We start from the raw sequence: 17,912 nt of genomic DNA, 5'->3' as shown, positions 1-17,912 counted from the left end.
GCAGATAGCGTCTGGTGCCATGGCACGCTCTGTACTCGTCACCGGGGGCAATCGCGGCATAGGCCTCGCGATCGCCCGTGAACTCGCCGCGTCAGGCGACGCCGTCGCGGTCACCTACCGATCGGGAGAGCCGCCCGAGGGCCTGTTCGGCGTCCGCTGCGACGTGACGAGCAGCGACGACGTCGACGCGGCCTTCGCCAAGGTCGAGGCCGAGCACGGCCCGGTCGAGGTGCTCGTCTCCAACGCGGGCATCACCAAGGACACGCTGCTGGCGATGATGAAGGAGGAGACCTTCACCGACGTCATCGACGCCAACCTCACCGGCGCCTACCGCGTCGCCAAGCGCGCCATCCGGCCCATGATGAAGCTCAAGCGCGGCCGGATCATCCTCATCTCCTCGGTCGTCGGCCTCTCCGGTCAGGCGGGCCAGGCCAACTACGCCGCCTCCAAGGCCGGCCTGGTCGGCTTCGGCCGCTCCCTGGCCCGCGAGTACGGCTCGCGCGGCATCACGGTCAACATCGTGGCGCCCGGCTTCGTCGAGACCGACATGACGGCCGAGCTCGACTCGGCGGCCATCATCAAGAACATCCCGCTCGGGCGGCAGGCCTCGCCCGACGAGATCGCACACGTCGTCCGCTTCCTGGCCGGCGACGACGCCTCCTACATCACCGGGGCAGTGATCCCCGTCGACGGCGGACTGGGAATGGGGCACTGAGCATGGGAATCCTCGAAGGCAAGCGCATCCTCGTCACGGGCGTGCTCACCGACGCCTCGATCGCCTTCTCCGTGGCCAAGCTGGCCCAGGAGCAGGGCGCCACGGTCGTGCTGACCGGCTTCGGCCGCCTCAGTCTCGTCGAGCGCATCGCCAAGCGGCTGCCGGCGCCGCCGCCGGTCATCGAGCTCGACGTGCAGAACACCGAGCACCTGGACACCCTGGCCGCCCGCGTGGGCGAGCACGTAGACGGCCTCGACGGCGTCGTGCACTCCATCGGGTTCGCCCCGCAGACCGCCCTGGGCGGCAACTTCCTCAACACCACCTGGGAGGACGTCGCCACGGCCCTGCACGTCTCGACGTACTCCTTCAAGTCGCTCGCGGTGGCCTGCCTGCCGCTGATGAAGGAGGGCGGCTCGGTCGTCGGCCTCGACTTCGACGCCAGCAAGGCCTGGCCGGTCTACGACTGGATGGGCGTGGCCAAGGCCGGGCTCGAGTCCGCCAACCGCTACCTGGCCCGCGACCTGGGCAAGCAGGGCATCCGCGTCAACCTGGTCGCCGCCGGGCCGCTGCGCACGATGGCCGCCAAGTCGATCCCCGGCTTCAAGGAGTTCGAGGACAGCTGGCCCGCCAAGGCGCCGCTCGGCTGGGACCTGTCCGACACGGTCCCCGCCGCCAAGGCCTGCGTCGCGCTCATGTCCGACTGGTTCCCCGCCACCACGGGCGAAATCCTCCACGTCGACGGCGGCGTCCACGCAATCGGCGCCTGACCGCGTTTCTAGTTGTCTTCTGTACGGCGGGCCACCGTCGTACAGACCTTTTCTGAGTACTTCTGTACGGCGGGCAGTCCCCGTACTGACCTTTTTCTGCGTGCTTCTGTACGGCGGGCCGCCCCCACCGGCCGCCCGCCGTACTCCGGCTGAGGGCCCGCTGGCGGCGCTTCCGGCGAGTCGGTGACACTGCCCCGCCGCCACGGCGCCCACAACCCGTTCACCGAGGCCCTCCGTCGGCCGCCGTACAAGGGCGCCGACCTCCGCCGTCCCACACCTCGCCGACCCGGCCCCACGGTGCGCCCCGCACCCAACCCACGTCCCCAGGGGTTCGTCTCACGCCCCCGGGCTTGTCTCACGCACCTAAGTGCTCGTCTCACGCCCCCAAGCTCGTCTCAGGCGCTCGCGGCTTGGCACAGGCGTCCTGCGGTGGTGCTTCTGGGCGCAGAGACGGGTGTGGAGCTTCCAGGGGCTCGGGGCGGTGGGGGTTTTCAGGCGCCGGGTCGGTGAGGAGGCGTATGGCGGGGGCGGCGCCATGTGCGGCGGGGAGCGGAGACCGTGGTGCCCGCGTCAGGAGCGCCGTGGCGGCGGGCAAGTGTCACCGACTCGCCGGAAGCGCCGCGTGCGGGCCCTCAGCCGGAGTGCGGCGGGCGGCCGGTCGCGGCGGCCTCGCCGTACGCGAAAGTCTAGGAAAGCCGCACAGAGCCTAGGAGAGCCTAGGAGAGCGAGCCTAGGAGAGGCTGCTAAGAGAGTCGTTGGGCGAGGCGGTGGCGGCCGGTGGTGGAGCGGCGTTCGAAGGGGATGGATTCGCCGCGCTGGCGGCGCTGCTGGACGATGCGGGTGGCCGCGACCGCCGACAGCAGGAGGGCGATCGTGAGGGACGTCCCGATGACGTCCGAGGCCGGCGTGACGGGCCGCACCACGCGCTGGTCGTTGAGCGGCGAGGTGAGCTCCTGCACGTTGGGGTTGGGCCACAGCAGGTCGATGCGCGGCTGGTCGGTGTCGGCCGTCGGGTCGTCCGTGACCGGCTTCTCGGTCGTGTCCAGCAGGTACGGCTCATTCTGCGGCATCGTGGGCGCCTCGGTGGGCAGCACCGGCGTGTTCTGGCGGTGCGTCCGCCGGGGCGAGGCCGTCGGCGTGGGCTTGACGGTGGCCGGCTGCGAGCTGGTCGGCCTGGGCGTCAGGGTGGCGAGCACGCTCTGGTCGCCGCAGGCCAGCACCGGCAGGCACACCTCGCTGATGGCGTCGGGCAGCAGTTCGCTCTTGCGCGCCGAGGGCGTGGGCTTGGCCGTGGCGGTGGGCGCGACCTGGCCGACCGTGCCGAGCAGGCCGTCCGTGGCGCCGTCGACGCCCTTGGTGACGGGTTTGAGCGAGTCGCCGGTGAGGTTGTCGACCGTGCCCGTGACCGCGCCCACCACGTCACACAGGCCGTTGGTCACGCCTGAGAGCAGCCCGCCGCCCCGGCTGCAGTCGCGGGCCTCGGCGCCGGCCGCCGTGGCGAGTGCCGGGATCGCCGACAGCGCCATGGCGAGAACTCCGGCCGAGATCGCGGTCCTGCTCCGCATCCGTCTCCGTCCTCTCCCACATCGCTTCAGGAGAGAATCTTTATGGACATCCCGGGGGGAACGCAGGGGTTTTCCGGCCAAAGTTGCGATTCGGTATCGACTAGTGATACGCGAGTTGGACTCTCGTTCGGTGTCAGTCGAGTGAGGACACGTCATCCAGGGCCTCGCGAATCTCGATCGGGAGCACCAAGTCCTCGGCCAGGAGGGCGCCGCTGAGCTGGGCATGCGTGCGGGCGCCGACGATCGCCGAGGCCACGCCCGGCTGGTCGCGCACCCATGACAGGGCCACCGCCAGCGGCGAGACGCCCAGCCCGTCGGCGGCCGTCATCACCGACTCGACGACACGGCGGCTGCGCTCGTCCAGGTACGGCCGGACGAAGTCGGAGAAGTGCGGCGTGGCCGCGCGCGAGTCGGCCGGGATCCCGGTGCGGTACTTGCCGGTCAGCACCCCGCGCCCCAGCGGCGACCAGGCCATGACGCCCGCGCCGACGTGGGCGGCGGCCGGCAGCAGCTCCCGCTCCGGCTCCCTGGCCAGCAGCGAGTACTCCACCTGGGCGGAGATGATCGGCACCCGCCCGGGTCCGGACTGCTGGGTGATCGCGGCCGCGGCCAGTTGCCAGCCGGAGTAGTCGCACACCCCGGCGTAGACGGCGCGGCCGGAGGTCACGATGGCGTCCAGCGCCGCGAGCGTCTCCTCCAGCGGCACCTCGGCGTCGTAGGTGTGCAGCTGCCACAGGTCGACGTAGTCGAGCCCGAGCCGGGCCAGCGAGGCGTCCACCGCCGCGATCAGGTGGCGCCGGGAGGCGTCGCGCGGCCTGCGCCCCGCGGGCGTCACCACCGCCTTGGTCGAGACGACCAGTTCCGAGCGCGGCACCGAGTCGCGCAGCATCCGCCCGAGCAGCCGCTCCGCGTCACCGGCGGTGTAGACGTCGGCCGTGTCGACGAGCGTGCCGCCCGCTTCCACGAACGTGCGCAGCTGGGCCGCCGCCTCGTCCGCGTCGGTGTCACGCCCCCAGGTCATCGTGCCGAGTCCGAGTCGGGACACCGACAGTCCGCTCCGGCCGACATAGCGCTGCTCCATGATCCCGCCAGGGTACCGCCCGGGCCGCTGAAACGCCGTGATCGACGCCTGCGACACTTACGTGATGACCACCTTGCTGCTCGTCCGGCACGGCCTCACCCATCTGACGGGTCCCGTGCTGGCAGGCCGTACCCCTGGAGTGCATCTGAGCGAGGCGGGACAGGCCCAGGCCGAGGCGCTGGCCGAGAGGATCAAGGGCGTGCGGCTCGACGCCGTCGTGTCCAGCCCGCTGGAGCGCTGCCAGGAGACCGCGCAGGCGGTGGCGGCGACCAGGGGCATGGCCGTGGAGACCGACGAGCGTCTCGTCGAGTGCGGCTACGGCGCCTGGACCGGCCGCCCGCTGAAGGAGCTGGCGGAGGATCCGCTCTGGCCGGTCGTCCAGGCCCATCCCAGTGCCGTGACATTTCCGGAAGGGGAGTCCCTGTCCGATATGCAGCACCGGGCCGTGGCCGCCGTCAGGGACTGGAATCAACGCCTGGGGGAGAAGGCTGTCTACCTGGCCTGCAGTCACGGCGACGTGATCAAGGCCATCGTGGCGGACGCTCTTGGGCTCCACCTCGATCAATTTCAGCGGATAACCGCCGATCCTGCGGCCCTCACGGTGATTCGCTATGCCCCCTTGCGTCCCTTTGTTCTCAAACTCAACGATATGGGGGAATTGCGGTTCCCCGAGGGTTCGGAGGAGAAAGACGGGGGAGAAAACATCACCGGGAGCGATGCCGCTGTCGGCGGAGGCGCAGGAACCACGTAAGGTCAGGCTATGCCGGTCTTCGACTACGACCCACCGGAGAGGTTCGTGGCCGGTGCCTTGGGGCAACCGGGGGCGCGAGCCTTCTTTCTGCAGGCCAGGGCCGAGGGCAGAGTGACCACGGTTGCGCTGGAGAAGCTGCAGGTGGCGGCGCTCGCGGGCAGGCTCGACGAGCTGCTCGACGAGGTGCTGCGCCTGAGCGGAGGCACCGCCCACGTGCCCGCGATGGCGCCCACCGACCTCACCGACGACGCGCCCCTCGACGCGCCCGTCGACGAGGAGTTCAGGGTGGGCACGATGGCACTCGCCTGGGACGAGGAATCCTCGAAGGTGGTCATCGAGGCCCAGGAGATCATCGACGAAGAGGACGAGGAAGCGCCCGAGCCCGCCGTGCTGCGCGTGCGCATCACCGCGGGGGCCGCCAGGGCCTTCACCCAGCGTGCGCTGCGGATCGTGGCCGCGGGACGGCCGCCGTGCCCGCTGTGCGGCCAGCCCCTGGACGCCGAGGGTCACGTGTGCGTGCGACTCAACGGTTACCGCGGAGGTGAAGTGGCCTCGTGAGCGCCCCCGAGAGCGAGCCCGCAGTCCGGCCGTCGCCCCCGTCCGTCGTGCACGACGGGGCGCTCGAGTTGCTGCGCGACGGCCGCCTCGAGGTGGCGGGCCGGCTGGTCGAGGCCACCAACATGACGCTCTACTGCTCCATCGCGCTCGGCGAGCGCACCGCCGCCTGCGTGTACAAGCCGGTGCGCGGCGAGCGTCCGCTGTGGGACTTCCCCGACGGCACCCTGGCCGCCCGCGAGGTGGCCGCGTTCGAGGTGTCGGAGGCGACCGGCTGGGGCATCGTGCCGCCCACCGTCTACCGCGACGGCCCCTTCGGCCCCGGCATGTGCCAGCTGTGGATCGACACCGAGCGCGAGATCGACCTGATGCGCCTGGTGCGCAGCCGCAACCCGGTCGTGCGCCGGATGGCGGTCTTCGACGCGGTGGTCAACAACGCCGACCGCAAGGGCGGCCACCTGCTGCCGATGCCCAGCGGCCACGTCTACGGCGTCGACCACGGCGTGTGCTTCTCGGCGGAGGACAAGCTGCGCACCGTGCTGTGGCAGTGGCGGGGCAAGCCGCTGGCGCGCGAGGCGGTGACCATGCTGGCCAAGCTCGAGCGCGAGATCGAGGATGGCGCGCTCGGCCGCCGGCTGCGGGAGCTGCTCACCCTGGCGGAGGTCGAGGCCACCTGGTCGCGCGTCAGGCGGCTGCTCGACACCGGCGTCCACCCCTACCCGTCCGAGGACTGGCCGGCCATCCCGTGGCCACCCATCTGAGGGCGTTAAGTACTCTTTGCCTTGTGTGTACGGTGATCGTGAGGACCGGAGGGCCGCTGACCCTCCTGGCGGTGCGTGACGAGCTCACCGACCGGCCGTGGGAGGGCCCGGGCCAGTACTGGCCCGAGCATCCCGGGATCCTGGGCGGGCGTGATCTGAAGGCGGGCGGCACGTGGCTGGCCGTCGACTCCGCGGCCAGGCGCGTGGCCGCCGTGCTCAACGGGCGGGGAACCCCCGCGCCCGAGGCCACCAAGATCTCCCGCGGCGGCCTGCCGCTACTGGCCGCCGCCACGGGGACCATGCCCGAGGTCGAGCTCTCCCGCTACGACCCGTTCCATCTGCTCATTGCGGACCGGTCCCAGGCAAGCCTCTTCTCCTGGGACGGGGTACGGCTCAGCCGCCAGGACCTCCCGCCGGGCCTCACCAAGATCGTCAACGATGGAATCGTGCCGGTCGACCCGGTCTTCGAGACGTCCGCCGACTGGCTGGCGCAGGCCAGGGTCGAGCCCCGCGACGACCCCGCGGCGCTGATCGTCAGGCACGAGCTGCCCGACGGCCGGATCTACGCCTCACTGTCGGCCACGCTGATCACGATGGACGAAGAGGGCATGTCATACGACTTCGCCGAGCTGGATAGGCTCCAAGCATGAGATCGTGGCCCGCCCCGAACGTTCCCAAGCTCCCCGGTCAGAGCGTCCCGCTGCGGCTCTACGACACGTCGGCCAAGCAGGTCAGGCGGACCGATCCGGGGCCGACCGCGAAGATGTACGTCTGCGGCATCACGCCCTACGACGCCACCCACCTGGGCCACGCCAACACCTACCTGGCCTTCGATCTGGTGGGCCGGGTCTGGCGCGACGGCGGCCACGAGGTGCACTACACCCAGAACGCCACCGACGTGGACGACCCGCTGCTGGAGCGGGCCGAGCAGACCGGCATCGACTGGCAGGCGCTGGCTGAGCGGGAGATCGAGCTCTTCCGTACCGACATGGAGGCCCTGCGCATCCTGCCGCCGCGCGAGTACGTCGGCGTGACCGAGGTCGTGGGCGAGGTCGCCGACCTGATCGCGCAGCTGTCGGCCAAGGGCGTGACCTACGAGCTGGACGGCGACGTGTACTTCAGCGTCTCCGACGCGCCCAAGTTCGGCCAGGTGTCGGGCTACTCGCAGGCCGAGATGCTGGGGCTGTTCGCCGAGCGCGGCGGCGATCCCGACAGGCCGGGCAAGCGCGACCCGCTCGACTGGCTGCTGTGGCGGGCCGAGCGGCCCGGCGAGCCGGCCTGGGACTCCACGCTCGGCCGGGGGCGTCCCGGCTGGCACGTCGAGTGCACGCAGATCGCGCTGGCCAACCTGGGCCCGGGCTTCGACGTGGCGGGCGGCGGCTCGGACCTGATCTTCCCGCACCACGAGTGCGGCGCCTCCGAGGGGCACGCGGCCACCGGCGAGTGGCCCTTCGCCCGCTTCTACACCCACGCGGGCATGGTCGCGCTGGACGGCGAGAAGATGTCGAAGTCCAAGGGCAACCTGGTCTTCGTCTCCAAGCTGCGGGGCGCGCACGACCCGATGGCGATCCGGCTGGTGCTGCTCGCCCACCACTACCGCGCGGACTGGGAGTACACCCCGGACCACCTGGCCGCCGCCGAGGCCCGCCTGGCCCGCTGGCGCTCGGCCGTCGCGCTCGAAGCCGGACCCGACGCCGAGGACGTGCTGGCCACCGTCCGCGAACGCCTCGCCGACGACCTGGACGCACCCGGCGCCCTGGCCGCGATCGACGCCTGGGCCGACCGCGCGCTCGCCGCAGGCGGCTCCGACACGTCGGCCCCTGACCTGGTGCGCGACCTGGCCGACGCCCTGCTGGGCGTCGCACTCTGAGCAAGCCGTACGGCCTGCCCCTCCTCCCCGCGCCTATCCGGCGGGGAGGGCGGCGGCCAGGAAGCGCTCACGCTCGGCGGCGTCGAGGTGGTCGCTGAACAGCACGCCGTCCAGATGGTCCACCTCGTGCTGCAGCACCCTGGCGAGCACGCCGAGCGCCCGCACCTTGACGGGCTTGCCGAACATGTCCCAGCCGCGGGCCATCACCATGAAGGAACGTTCCAGCGGCCACCACACGCCCGGCGCCGACAGGCACGCCTCGTCGGCGATGATCCGCCGCTCCGACAGCTCCAGGCGCGGGTTCACCAGATGCCCCGACTTGCCGTCGCAGGAGTAGACGACCACCCGCACCGGCTCGCCCAGCTGCGGCGCGGCCAGCCCGGCGCGGCCGCCGCCCGCGCGGATCGTCGCGGTCAGGGACTTCACCAGCCCCCGCAGTTCCCGATCGAACTCCTTGACCGGCTCCGCCACCGAGCGGAGGACCGGATCGCCGAACACACGGATCTGCCGGACCGTCACACGCAACTCCCCGAAACGTCACGACGCGTCATCACGGAAAGGTTTCCCGGGCTCCGCGATCGCAATCGTTAAATTCATGTTGCCGCGGTGAAACACATGCATTGCCTGTTACACCGGTGAGACGGATGTAACGCCCGCACGGTCACAGATCGTCAGTGTGCGTAACGGGCCCTGTCTACGGTCGGCGCCATGACCAGATGGATAGCGCAGTGGCACCCCGACGACCCGGCCTTCTGGCAGACCACGGGCAGGTCCGTGGCCAGGCGTAACCTCCTGTTCTCCATCCTGGCCGAGCATCTCGGCTTCACCGTGTGGACGCTGTGGAGCATCGTGGCCGCCAAGCTCGGCTCGTACTCCTTCTCCACCGACCAGCTGTTCTGGCTCGTGGCGGTGCCCAACCTGGTGGGCTCGGCGCTGCGCATCCCCTACACCTTCGGGCCCGCCAGGTTCGGCGGGCGCAACTTCACCGTGGTCAGCGCGCTGCTGCTGCTCGTGCCCGCCGTGCTGCTGGGCGTGGCGGTCAGCGGTCCCGGCACGCCGTACTGGATGTTCCTGGTGATCGCGGCGACGGCCGGGGTGGGCGGCGGCAACTTCGCCTCCAGCATGGCCAACATCACCTACTTCTACCCGCGGGATCGGCAGGGCTCGGCGCTCGGGCTGAACGCGGCGGGAGGCAACATCGGGGTCAGCTCGGTGCAGCTGGTGCTGCCGCTGGTGATCGGGGCGTTCGGGCTGGCCTGGGCGGGCTGGTTCTGGGTGCCGTTCATCGTGGTGGCCGCCGCGTGCGCGTGGCTGTTCATGGACAACCTGTCCGCGGCGCGTGCCCGGCCGCGCGAGCAGCTCGCGGTGGCGGGCAACGCGCAGACCTGGATCATGTCGCTGCTGTACGTCGGGACGTTCGGCTCGTTCATCGGCTACTCCACCGCGTTCCCGCTGCTGGCCAAGTCGCTGTTCCCCGGGGCGCCCTGGCAGGCGGTGGCCTTCGCGGGGCCGCTGCTGGGATCGCTGATCAGGCCGCTGGGCGGCTGGCTGTCCGACCGGCTCGGCGGGGCGCGCGTGACGCTGTGGAACTTCGCGCTGATGGCCGTGGGAGTGGTACTCGCCGGAGCCGCCACCACGTCCGGGAGCTTCTGGATCTTCTTCCTGGCCTTCCAGGTGCTGTTCCTGACCGCGGGCGTCGGCAACGGCTCCACCTACCGCATGATCCCCGCCATCTTCCTCGCGCTGGCCGGGCCCGACCGGGTCGAGGACGGCAAGCGGCAGGCCGCCGCCGCCGTCGGGATCATCTCGGCGATCGGCGCGTTCGGCGGCTTCCTCATCAACCGCGGCTTCGGCATGTCCTTCGCCGCGACCGGCGGCCCTGCCACGGCGCTGCTGGCCTTCGGCGCGTTCTACGTCGCCTGCTTCGCGATCACCTGGTGGTGCTACGTCCGCACGGCCGGCGCGCCCCGCCTGGCCCACGCACGGGTCTAACACAGCGGTAACAGAAGGGACCCAGGGGTGAAACCACCCGAAAGCACTATCGAGGGCGTGACTTCACCGCCCGGCACCGCGCCTGTGATGACGCACTGCCCGTACTGCGCCCTGCAGTGCGCCATGGGCGTCGCCCTGCGGGACGGCCACGTGGAGATCACCTCGGACCAGGGACTGTGCCAGAAAGGCTGGACCGCGGGGGAGTTACTGACCAACGGCTCGCGCCTGACCACGCCCCTGCTGTACGGCCGGGCCGCCCCGTGGTCCGCAGTGTTGGACCACGTCGCGGACCGGGTGAGGGAACTGCGGGCCGAGCACGGGCCCGACGCCGTCGCGGTGTTCGGCGGGGGCGGGCTCACCAACGAGAAGGCCTACCTGCTCGGCAAGTTCGCCCGGGTCGCGCTGGGTACGAGCCAGATCGACTACAACGGCCGCTTCTGCATGTCGTCGGCCGCGGCGGCCTCGATCCGCGCGTTCGGCATGGACCGGGGGATGCCGTTCCCGACCTCCGACCTGGCCGGGGCCGACGTGGCGCTGCTCGCGGGCGCGAACGTGGCCGAGACCATGCCGCCGTTCGTGCGCAGGCTGCCGCGGCTGATCGTGGTGGACCCCAGGCGCACTCCGACCGCCCGGCTGGCGGAGCTGCACCTGCAGCCGACCCCCGGCACCGACCTGGCGCTGGCGCTGGGGCTGCTGCACCTGGTGGTGGCCGAAGGCCTCGCCGACTCGGCCTACATCGAACAGCGCACGTCCGGATTCGAGGCGGTGGCCACGTCGGTGTCCTCGTGGTGGCCCGAGCGGGTCGAGCGGATCACCGGGGTGCCCGTGTCCCGCATGCGCGAAGCCGTACAGCTCCTGAAAAATGCTGATAAGGCGTACATCTTGACCGGGCGGGGGGCCGAGCAGCACGCCAAGGGCAGCGACACCGTCTCGGCCTTCATCAACCTGGCACTGGCCCTGGGGCTGCCGGGGCGCACCGGGTCCGGGTACGGGTGCGTGACAGGGCAGGGCAACGGGCAGGGCGGGCGCGAGCACGGCCAGAAGGCCGACCAGCTGCCCGGCTACCGGCGCATCGACGATCCGGCCGCCCGCGCGCACGTGGCGGCGGTCTGGGGCGTCGAGCCGGACGAGCTGCCGGGGCCCGGCCGGTCGGCCTACGAACTGCTGGAGTCGCTGGGGACCGCGGGCGGGCCGCGGGCGCTGCTGGTGTTCGGGTCGAACCCGGTGGTGTCGGCGCCCGCCTCCTCCCGGATCGCCGAGCGGCTGCGGTCGCTGGACCTGCTGGTCGTGGCCGACGTGGTGCGGTCGGAGACCGCGGCGCTGGCCGACGTGGTGCTTCCCGTGACGCAGTGGGCCGAGGAGACCGGCACGATGACGAACCTGGAGGGCCGGGTCATCCTGCGCCGCCAGGCACTGTCACGGCCCGCACAGGTACGCAGCGACCTGGAGGTCATCGCCGGGCTGGCGCGACGGCTCGGGCACGACTTCCCGTCGGAACCCGGCGCTGTCTTCGACGAGCTGCGGCGGGCCAGCGCGGGCGGCGTCGCCGACTACGCGGGCATCACCTACGAGCGGATCGAAGCCGAGGGCGGCGTCTTCTGGCCGTGCCCCGGCGAGGACCTGGCGGGCACGCCGCGTCCCATGCTCGACCGCTTCGCCACCCCCGACGGCAGGGCGCGGTTCGTGCCGGTCGAGCATCGGCCCGCGGTGGAGGAGCCGGACGAGGAGTATCCGATCTACCTGACCACGGGCCGGCTGCTGGCGCACTACCAGTCGGGTGCCCAGACGCGCAGGATCGGGCCGCTGGTCGACGCCGCGCCCGAGCCGTTCGTCGAGCTCCACCCCGACCTGGCCGAGCAGCTGGGCATCGCGAACGGCGACCTGGTGCGCGCGTCGAGCCGCCGCGGCGCCGTCGAGTGCGTGGCCCGCGTCACCGACGCCATCCGGCGCGACACCGTCTTCATGCCCTTCCACTGGGAGGGCGCCAACCGGCTCACCAACCCCGCCCTCGACCCGGTCTCCCGCATGCCCGAGTTCAAGGTGTGCGCCGTCCGCCTGGAGCGGCGCGACGACGCGGCGAGCGGAGTGGAGGCCGGATGAGGCTCGTCGTGGTCGGCAACGGCATGGCCGGGGCGCGCCTGGTGACGGAGGTACGCGCCAGGGACCGGGACGTGCGCATCACCGTGTTCGGCGCCGAGACCGCTCCGCCGTACAACAGGGTGCTGCTGTCCAACGTCCTGGCCGGGAGCTCGGGGCCCGCCCAGGTACGCCTCCTCGATCCCTCCTGGTACGCCGAGCACGGCGTCGAGGCGGTCACCGGGGTCCGCGTCACCCAGATCGACAGGGACACGCGCACCGTCGTCGCCGAGAACGGGCGGCGCGAGCCGTACGACGTGCTCGTCCTCGCCACAGGCAGCGAGCCCATGGTGCCGCCGATCCACGGCGTCGAGCGCGCGCTGCCGTTCAGGACGCTGGACGACTGCCACCGCATCCTCGCCCAGGCGCTCCCCGGCCGCCGGGCGGCGGTCATCGGAGGCGGCCTGCTCGGCATCGAGGCCGCCCGCGGCCTGGCCGGGCGCGGCCTGCCCGTCACGCTGCTGCACCTGGCCGACCACCTGATGGAGCGCCAGCTCGACCCGGAGGCGGGCGTCGTGCTCGGCGAGACACTGGCAGGCGTCGGCATCGAGGTCCGAACCCGCGTCAAGGTCACCGATGTGCTCCAGGAAGGCGTTGCGCTGGCGGACGGGGACCTGGTCCCCGCCGAGGTCGTCGTGCTCGCCTGCGGCGTGCGGCCCCTCACCGGACTGGCGGCCGACGCGGGACTCGAGGTACGGCGGGGCGTCGTCGTCGACGACGAGCTGCGCACCGACGACCCGGCCGTCTTCGCGATCGGCGAGTGCGCCGAGCACGACGGCACCGTCTACGGCCTGGTCGCGCCCGCCTGGGAGCAGGCCGCCGTGGTCGCCGACGTCATCACCGGCCGCCCGGCGCGCTACCGCGGATCACGCCTGGTCACCCGGCTCAAGGCCCGCAGCGTGGAGCTGGCCGCGATGGGCGAGACCCACCTGGGCGACGAGCACGCCGAGGTCGTCCGCTTCACCCACCGCGCCGCCGGCACCTACCGCAAGCTCGTCATCCGCGACGACCGCCTGGTCGGCGCGATCCTGCTGGGCGAGAGCGACGCCGTCGGCACGCTCACCCAGCTCTACGACCGCGGCCTCAGCCTGCCGGGCGACAGAGCGGGCCTGCTGTTCCCCGGCCTCGCGGGAGCGGCGGAGGCCGACACGCCGGTCCGGATGCCCGACGCGGCCAAGGTGTGCCACTGCAACAACGTCACCAAGGGAGAGATCCGCGCCTGCTGGGAGGCGGGCGCCAGGGACGTGGCCGCCGTAGCGGCCGCGACCAGGGCCACGACCGGCTGCGGCACCTGTCGCGACGCGGTCGAGGGCATCGTCGGCTGGCTGTGTGATCAGGAAGGGGTGTCGGCATGACCCGCGTCGTCGTCGTCGGAAACGGACCCGCGGCGCACCGGCTGGTCTCGACCCTGGAGTCGAAGGGCTTCGAGGGTTCGATCACGGTGCTGGGGGAGGAGCCGCGCCCCGCCTACGATCGGGTGGCGCTCACCTCGTACCTGACCGGGACGCCGGTGTCGGAGCTGACGTTCTCCGAAATACGGGCCGATGTCCGCCTCGGTGCCCGCGTGGTGGGGATTGACAGAGATGCCCGGGAGGTGCGCACCGAGAGCGCGGCCGTGCCGTATGACGTCCTCGTCCTGGCGACCGGGTCGGCGCCGTTCGTGCCACCCGTGCCGGGGGCCTCAACCGCGTTCGTCTACCGGACCATCGACGACCTGGACGCCATCAAGGCGGCCGCGCACGGCTCGACGGCCGGGGTCGTGGTCGGCGGCGGGCTGCTCGGGCTGGAGGCCGCCGACGCGCTGCGCGGCCTCGGCCTCAAGACGCACATCGTCGAGCTGAGCCCCTGGCTGATGCCGCGCCAGGTCGACCAGGGCGGCGGCGCCGTGCTCAAGGGCCTCATCGAGACGCTCGGCCTGAGCGTGCACACCGGCCGCGGCCTGGACCGCGTCGAACCCGGCCAGGTCGTGCTCGACGACGGCACCGCCATCGAGGCCCAGGTCGTGGTGTTCTCCGCGGGCGTCAGGCCGCGCGACGAGCTGGCCAGGGCGGCCGGGCTCGACGTCGGCGAGCGCGGCGGCATCGCCGTCGACTCCGGCTTGCGCACCTCCGATCCGCGCGTCTACGCCATCGGCGAGTGCGCGCTGTTCCAGGGCATGGTGTACGGCCTGGCCGCGCCGTGCTACGCCATGGCCGAGATCGCCGCCGACCGGATCATGGGCGGGCACGCCTCGTTCGCCGGGGCCGACCTGTCGACCAAGCTCAAGCTGCTCGGGGTGGACGTCGCGCAGTTCGGCGCCATGTCGGGGGCGCTGGACGTGACCTACCTCGACCCGGTGGGCGGCGTCTACCAGAAGCTGTTCGTCTCCGACGACGCCAGGACGTTGCTCGGCGGGATCTGCGTCGGCGACGCCACGCCGTACCAGACGCTCAAGCCGCTCGTCGGCAAGCCGCTGCCCGCCAACCCCAGCGAGCTGCTGTTCGCCTCCGCGCCCGGCGAGCTGATCTGCTCGTGCAACAACGTGACCAAGGACGACATCGTCGAGGCCATCACGGCGCAGGGGCTGACGGACGTCCCGGCGGTCAAGGCCTGCACCGGCGCGGGCACCTCGTGCGGCAGCTGCGTGCCGATGCTGAAGCGGCTGCTGGTCGAGGGCGGCGTCAACGTGGGCAAGGCGCTGTGCGAGCACTTCGACCAGAGCCGGGCGGAGCTGTACGACATCGTCCGGGTCCGCGGCATCACCACCTTCTCCGAGCTGATCGCATCCCACGGCCGCGGCAGGGGCTGCGAGCTGTGCAAGCCCGCCGTCGCCTCCATCCTGGCCTCGCTCGGCAACGGCCACGTCCTGGACGGCGAGCAGGCCGCGCTGCAGGACACCAACGACCACTTCCTGGCCAACCTCCAGCGCAACGGCACCTACTCGGTCGTCCCGCGCATTCCCGGCGGGGAGATCACCCCCGACAAGCTCATCGTGATCGGCGAGGTCGCCCGCGACTTCGGCCTCTACACCAAGATCACCGGCGGGCAGCGCATCGACCTGTTCGGCGCCCGCGTCGAGCAGCTGCCGCACATCTGGCGCCGCCTCGTCGACGCCGGATTCGAGTCGGGCCACGCCTACGGCAAGGCGCTGCGGACCGTCAAGTCGTGCGTGGGCTCCACCTGGTGCCGCTACGGCGTCCAGGACTCCGTCGGGCTGGCCATCGCGCTGGAGCTGCGCTACCGGGGGCTGCGCTCGCCGCACAAGCTCAAGTCGGCGGTGTCCGGCTGCGCCCGCGAATGTGCCGAGGCCAGGTCCAAGGACTTCGGCGTGATCGCCACCGAGCACGGCTGGAACCTCTACGTCGGTGGCAACGGCGGCTTCAAGCCGCGCCACGCCGACCTGCTGGCCACCGACCTGACCACCGAGGAACTGGTGCGGACCATCGACCGGTTCCTGATGTTCTACATCCGCACCGCCGACCGGCTCCAGCGCACCGCCGCCTGGCTGGAGGAGCTGGACGGTGGGCTCGACTACCTGCGGTCGGTGATCGTCGACGACGCGCTCGGGCTCTGCGCCGACCTGGACGCGCAGATGGCCGCGCACGTGGAGGGCTACGCCGACGAGTGGCGGGCCACGCTCGACGACCCCGACAAACTGCGGCGGTTCGTGACGTTCGTGAACGCGCCCGAGGTGCCCGATCCGAGCATCACCTTCGAAACCGTCCGCGACCAGATCAAACCCATCCCTCTGGAGGTGATAAGTCCATGAGTGCTGTGCAGGAGTGGGTGTCCGTGTGCGGATTCGCCGACCTCCTTCCGGAACGCGGGGTTTGCGCCCTCGTTCACGGCCACCAGATCGCGATTTTTCGGGACTTCGGTGGCGGTGTCTACGCCCTCGGCAACCTCGACCCCTTCTCCGGGGCCCAGGTCCTCTCACGCGGCATCGTCGGCACCCGCGGCGCGGAGCCCACGGTCGCCTCACCCATGCACAAACAGGTCTTCTCCCTGTCCAGCGGTGCCTGCCTGGACAACCCGGCGATAGCCGTACCGACGTATCCGGCCCGCGTGAACGGGGGAGAGGTGGAGGTCCTCGCATGAGTCTGAGAGCCGGCAGGGCGCTGGAAGGCGAGAGCCTCGGGGAAACGCGGGCGTCGAGCTTGCGAGATGCCGAGCCCTGGCCGACGGCGGTATCGGAAGGGCGGCCGCGTGGGTGCTCGTGGGACCAGTGACCTGTCTGGCGGTCGAGTCCGCGGTGGCGGTGGTCGCCTGAGCGAGTGCCGGGGCGGCGGAATCGAAGGGCGGCCGCGCGGGTGCTCGTGGGACCAGTCACGTGGAGCGGCTGAGCCCGCGGTGGCGGTGGTCGCGTGAGCGAGGCGCACGGTCGTGGGTTTGCCTGGAACGAGTGGTTTATGGAGGTGGAGGCGAGCGTATGAGCGCGATGCCTGTTGAGGGGGTGGAGACGGCGCAGGACTCGTTGTCGGGGTTCACCGTGGGGGTGACGGCGACGCGGCGGCGTGAGGAGTTCTGCGCGTTGTTGGAGCGGCGTGGCGCCCGGGTGGTGAGTGCGCCCGCGATCCGGCTCGTGCCGTTGGAGGAGGACACCGACCTGCTGGCCGCCACCCGCGACAGCCTGGCGGGGCCCATCGACGACGTGGTGATCACCACGGGTGTCGGGTTCCGCGGGTGGATGGCGGCCGCCGAGGGGTGGGGGTTGTCGGCCGACCTGGCCGAGCACCTGGCCAGGTCGCGGCTGCTCACCCGCGGGCCCAAGGCCAGGGGCGCTGTACGGGCCGCCGGGCTTAACGACCACTGGACCCCGGCCACCGAGTCGTGCGGGGAGGTCAAGCAGTACCTGCTCGACCAGGACCTGCGCGGCCGCCGCATCGCGGTGCAGCAGCACGGCGAGCCGCTCACGGACTTCGTCGCGGCACTGCGGGAGGCGGGAGCCGAGGTGATCGAGATCCCGGTCTACCGGTGGCTGCCCTACCGTGACGCCTCGCCGCTGCGCCGCCTGGTCACGCAGACGATCACCGGAGCGGTGGACGCCGTCGCCTTCACCAGCGCGCCCGCCGTGCATGCCATGCTCCGCTCGGCCCGCGCGGACGGGCTGGAGGACTCGCTGCTCGCGGCCTTCTCCGGCGCCGTCGTGGCGGCCTGCGTGGGCCCAGTCACGGGCGAGCCACTCACCTCGCGCGGGATCCGCACGCTGCAGCCGGAACGCGCCCGCCTCGGCGCCCTGGCCCGCGCGCTCGCCCGCCACCTGCCCGAGTTCGGCGTGACCCGCCTCGTCGCGGGTGGGCACCGCCTGGAGATCCGCGGCCACGCCGTCGTCGTGGACGGCGAGCTCAAGCCGCTCCCGCCCGCTCCCATGGCGGTGCTCAAGCGCCTGGCCGACAAGCCCGGCCACGTCGTCCCCCGGGCCGACCTCCGCACAGTCCTGCCCGGCGGGCCGAACCGCGACTCGGCTGAGCACGCGGTCGAGATGGCCATCACCCGCCTGCGCCGCGCTCTCGGCCCCGCCGGCATCGTCGAGACGGTCGTCAAACGCGGCTACCGCCTCGCCTGCCAACGCCCCCTCCCATGACCCCACTCCCACCTCCCACCCCGGCATGGAGCCCGTGTTGGGTCCTGTGACTGGGGTGGTGCGGTGGTTGGTCAGGGTGCTTGGGGAGGTCGTGTGACTGGGGTGGTGCGGTGGTCGGTCTGGCTGCTTGGGGAGGTCGTGTGACTGGGGTGGTGC

16 protein-coding genes are annotated in these 17,912 nt (G+C 71.8%); 13 read left to right on the top strand and 3 right to left on the bottom strand.

Going from position 1 to position 17,912, the window contains the following annotated elements:
- The first annotated feature begins 19 nt into the window (after positions 1–19).
- Entirely contained in the window at positions 20–715 is a 696-nt protein-coding gene (locus ACIBHX_RS33105; protein ID WP_397071298.1) for a beta-ketoacyl-ACP reductase, read from the top strand.
- A gap of 2 nt (positions 716–717) precedes the next feature.
- Positions 718–1,482: an enoyl-ACP reductase FabI gene (gene fabI / locus ACIBHX_RS33100; protein WP_397071297.1), complete on the top strand. Its 765-nt coding sequence runs from the start codon at positions 718–720 to the stop codon at positions 1,480–1,482.
- A 743-nt stretch (positions 1,483–2,225) separates the two neighbouring features.
- Here fabI and ACIBHX_RS33095 read toward each other — a convergent pair.
- A complete protein-coding gene (locus ACIBHX_RS33095; protein WP_397071296.1) occupies positions 2,226–3,047 on the bottom strand; it encodes a hypothetical protein in 822 nt (273 codons plus the stop codon).
- Between the two features lie 133 nt (positions 3,048–3,180).
- On the bottom strand, positions 3,181–4,128 hold the full coding sequence (locus ACIBHX_RS33090) for an aldo/keto reductase (protein WP_397071295.1): 948 nt from the start codon (positions 4,126–4,128) through the stop codon (positions 3,181–3,183).
- Positions 4,129–4,192: 64 nt separating this feature from the next.
- On the opposite strand from ACIBHX_RS33090, the gene ACIBHX_RS33085 reads away from it, so the two are divergent.
- From ACIBHX_RS33085 to mshC, 5 genes are read left to right on the top strand one after another with little or no spacing between them, the layout of a single operon-like run.
- Positions 4,193–4,879: a histidine phosphatase family protein gene (locus ACIBHX_RS33085; RefSeq protein ID WP_397071294.1), complete on the top strand. Its 687-nt coding sequence runs from the start codon at positions 4,193–4,195 to the stop codon at positions 4,877–4,879.
- 9 nt (positions 4,880–4,888) lie between these two features.
- Positions 4,889–5,437 (top strand): DUF3090 domain-containing protein, encoded by a 549-nt coding sequence (locus tag ACIBHX_RS33080; protein ID WP_397071293.1) that lies wholly within the window; start codon positions 4,889–4,891, stop codon positions 5,435–5,437.
- Positions 5,434–6,195: an SCO1664 family protein gene (locus ACIBHX_RS33075; RefSeq protein ID WP_397071292.1), complete on the top strand. Its 762-nt coding sequence runs from the start codon at positions 5,434–5,436 to the stop codon at positions 6,193–6,195. The genes ACIBHX_RS33080 and ACIBHX_RS33075 overlap by 4 nt, the downstream gene beginning before the upstream one ends.
- A 38-nt stretch (positions 6,196–6,233) precedes the next feature.
- Positions 6,234–6,845, top strand: coding sequence for an NRDE family protein (locus ACIBHX_RS33070; RefSeq protein ID WP_397071291.1), 612 nt, complete (start codon positions 6,234–6,236; stop codon positions 6,843–6,845).
- Positions 6,842–8,065: a cysteine--1-D-myo-inosityl 2-amino-2-deoxy-alpha-D-glucopyranoside ligase gene (gene mshC / locus ACIBHX_RS33065; RefSeq protein WP_397071289.1), complete on the top strand. Its 1,224-nt coding sequence runs from the start codon at positions 6,842–6,844 to the stop codon at positions 8,063–8,065. Before ACIBHX_RS33070 ends, mshC begins: the two co-directional genes overlap by 4 nt.
- Before the next feature lie 33 nt (positions 8,066–8,098).
- Here mshC and ACIBHX_RS33060 read toward each other — a convergent pair whose 3' ends face one another.
- A complete protein-coding gene (locus tag ACIBHX_RS33060) occupies positions 8,099–8,584 on the bottom strand; it encodes a peptide deformylase (RefSeq protein ID WP_397071288.1) in 486 nt (161 codons plus the stop codon).
- 189 nt (positions 8,585–8,773) lie between these two features.
- On the opposite strand from ACIBHX_RS33060, the gene ACIBHX_RS33055 reads away from it, so the two are divergent.
- The 6 genes from ACIBHX_RS33055 to ACIBHX_RS33030 all read left to right on the top strand — a co-directional run bounded on the left by ACIBHX_RS33055 (position 8,774) and on the right by ACIBHX_RS33030 (position 17,756).
- Positions 8,774–10,057 carry an MFS transporter gene (locus tag ACIBHX_RS33055; RefSeq protein ID WP_397071287.1) on the top strand — a complete coding sequence of 428 codons (1,284 nt, stop codon included), beginning with the start codon at positions 8,774–8,776 and terminating at the stop codon, positions 10,055–10,057.
- An 87-nt stretch (positions 10,058–10,144) separates the two neighbouring features.
- The gene (locus tag ACIBHX_RS33050; protein ID WP_397071316.1) at positions 10,145–12,157 is read left to right on the top strand and encodes a molybdopterin oxidoreductase family protein; all 2,013 of its coding nucleotides are present in this window, start codon (positions 10,145–10,147) and stop codon (positions 12,155–12,157) included.
- The gene (locus tag ACIBHX_RS33045; RefSeq protein ID WP_397071286.1) at positions 12,154–13,548 is read left to right on the top strand and encodes an FAD-dependent oxidoreductase; all 1,395 of its coding nucleotides are present in this window, start codon (positions 12,154–12,156) and stop codon (positions 13,546–13,548) included. The genes ACIBHX_RS33050 and ACIBHX_RS33045 overlap by 4 nt, the downstream gene beginning before the upstream one ends.
- Positions 13,545–15,941: a nitrite reductase large subunit NirB gene (nirB, locus tag ACIBHX_RS33040; RefSeq protein ID WP_397071285.1), complete on the top strand. Its 2,397-nt coding sequence runs from the start codon at positions 13,545–13,547 to the stop codon at positions 15,939–15,941. Before ACIBHX_RS33045 ends, nirB begins: the two co-directional genes overlap by 4 nt.
- Entirely contained in the window at positions 15,938–16,270 is a 333-nt protein-coding gene (nirD, locus tag ACIBHX_RS33035; RefSeq protein ID WP_397071284.1) for a nitrite reductase small subunit NirD, read from the top strand. The genes nirB and nirD overlap by 4 nt, the downstream gene beginning before the upstream one ends.
- 331 nt (positions 16,271–16,601) lie before the next feature.
- The gene (locus tag ACIBHX_RS33030; RefSeq protein WP_397071283.1) at positions 16,602–17,756 is read left to right on the top strand and encodes a uroporphyrinogen-III synthase; all 1,155 of its coding nucleotides are present in this window, start codon (positions 16,602–16,604) and stop codon (positions 17,754–17,756) included.
- The last annotated feature ends 156 nt before the right edge of the window (positions 17,757–17,912 follow it).

This window comes from Nonomuraea sp. NPDC050536 (assembly GCF_044457685.1).
Lineage (GTDB): Bacteria > Actinomycetota > Actinomycetes > Streptosporangiales > Streptosporangiaceae > Nonomuraea.
This window is presented reverse-complemented; position numbering and strand designations above follow the sequence as displayed.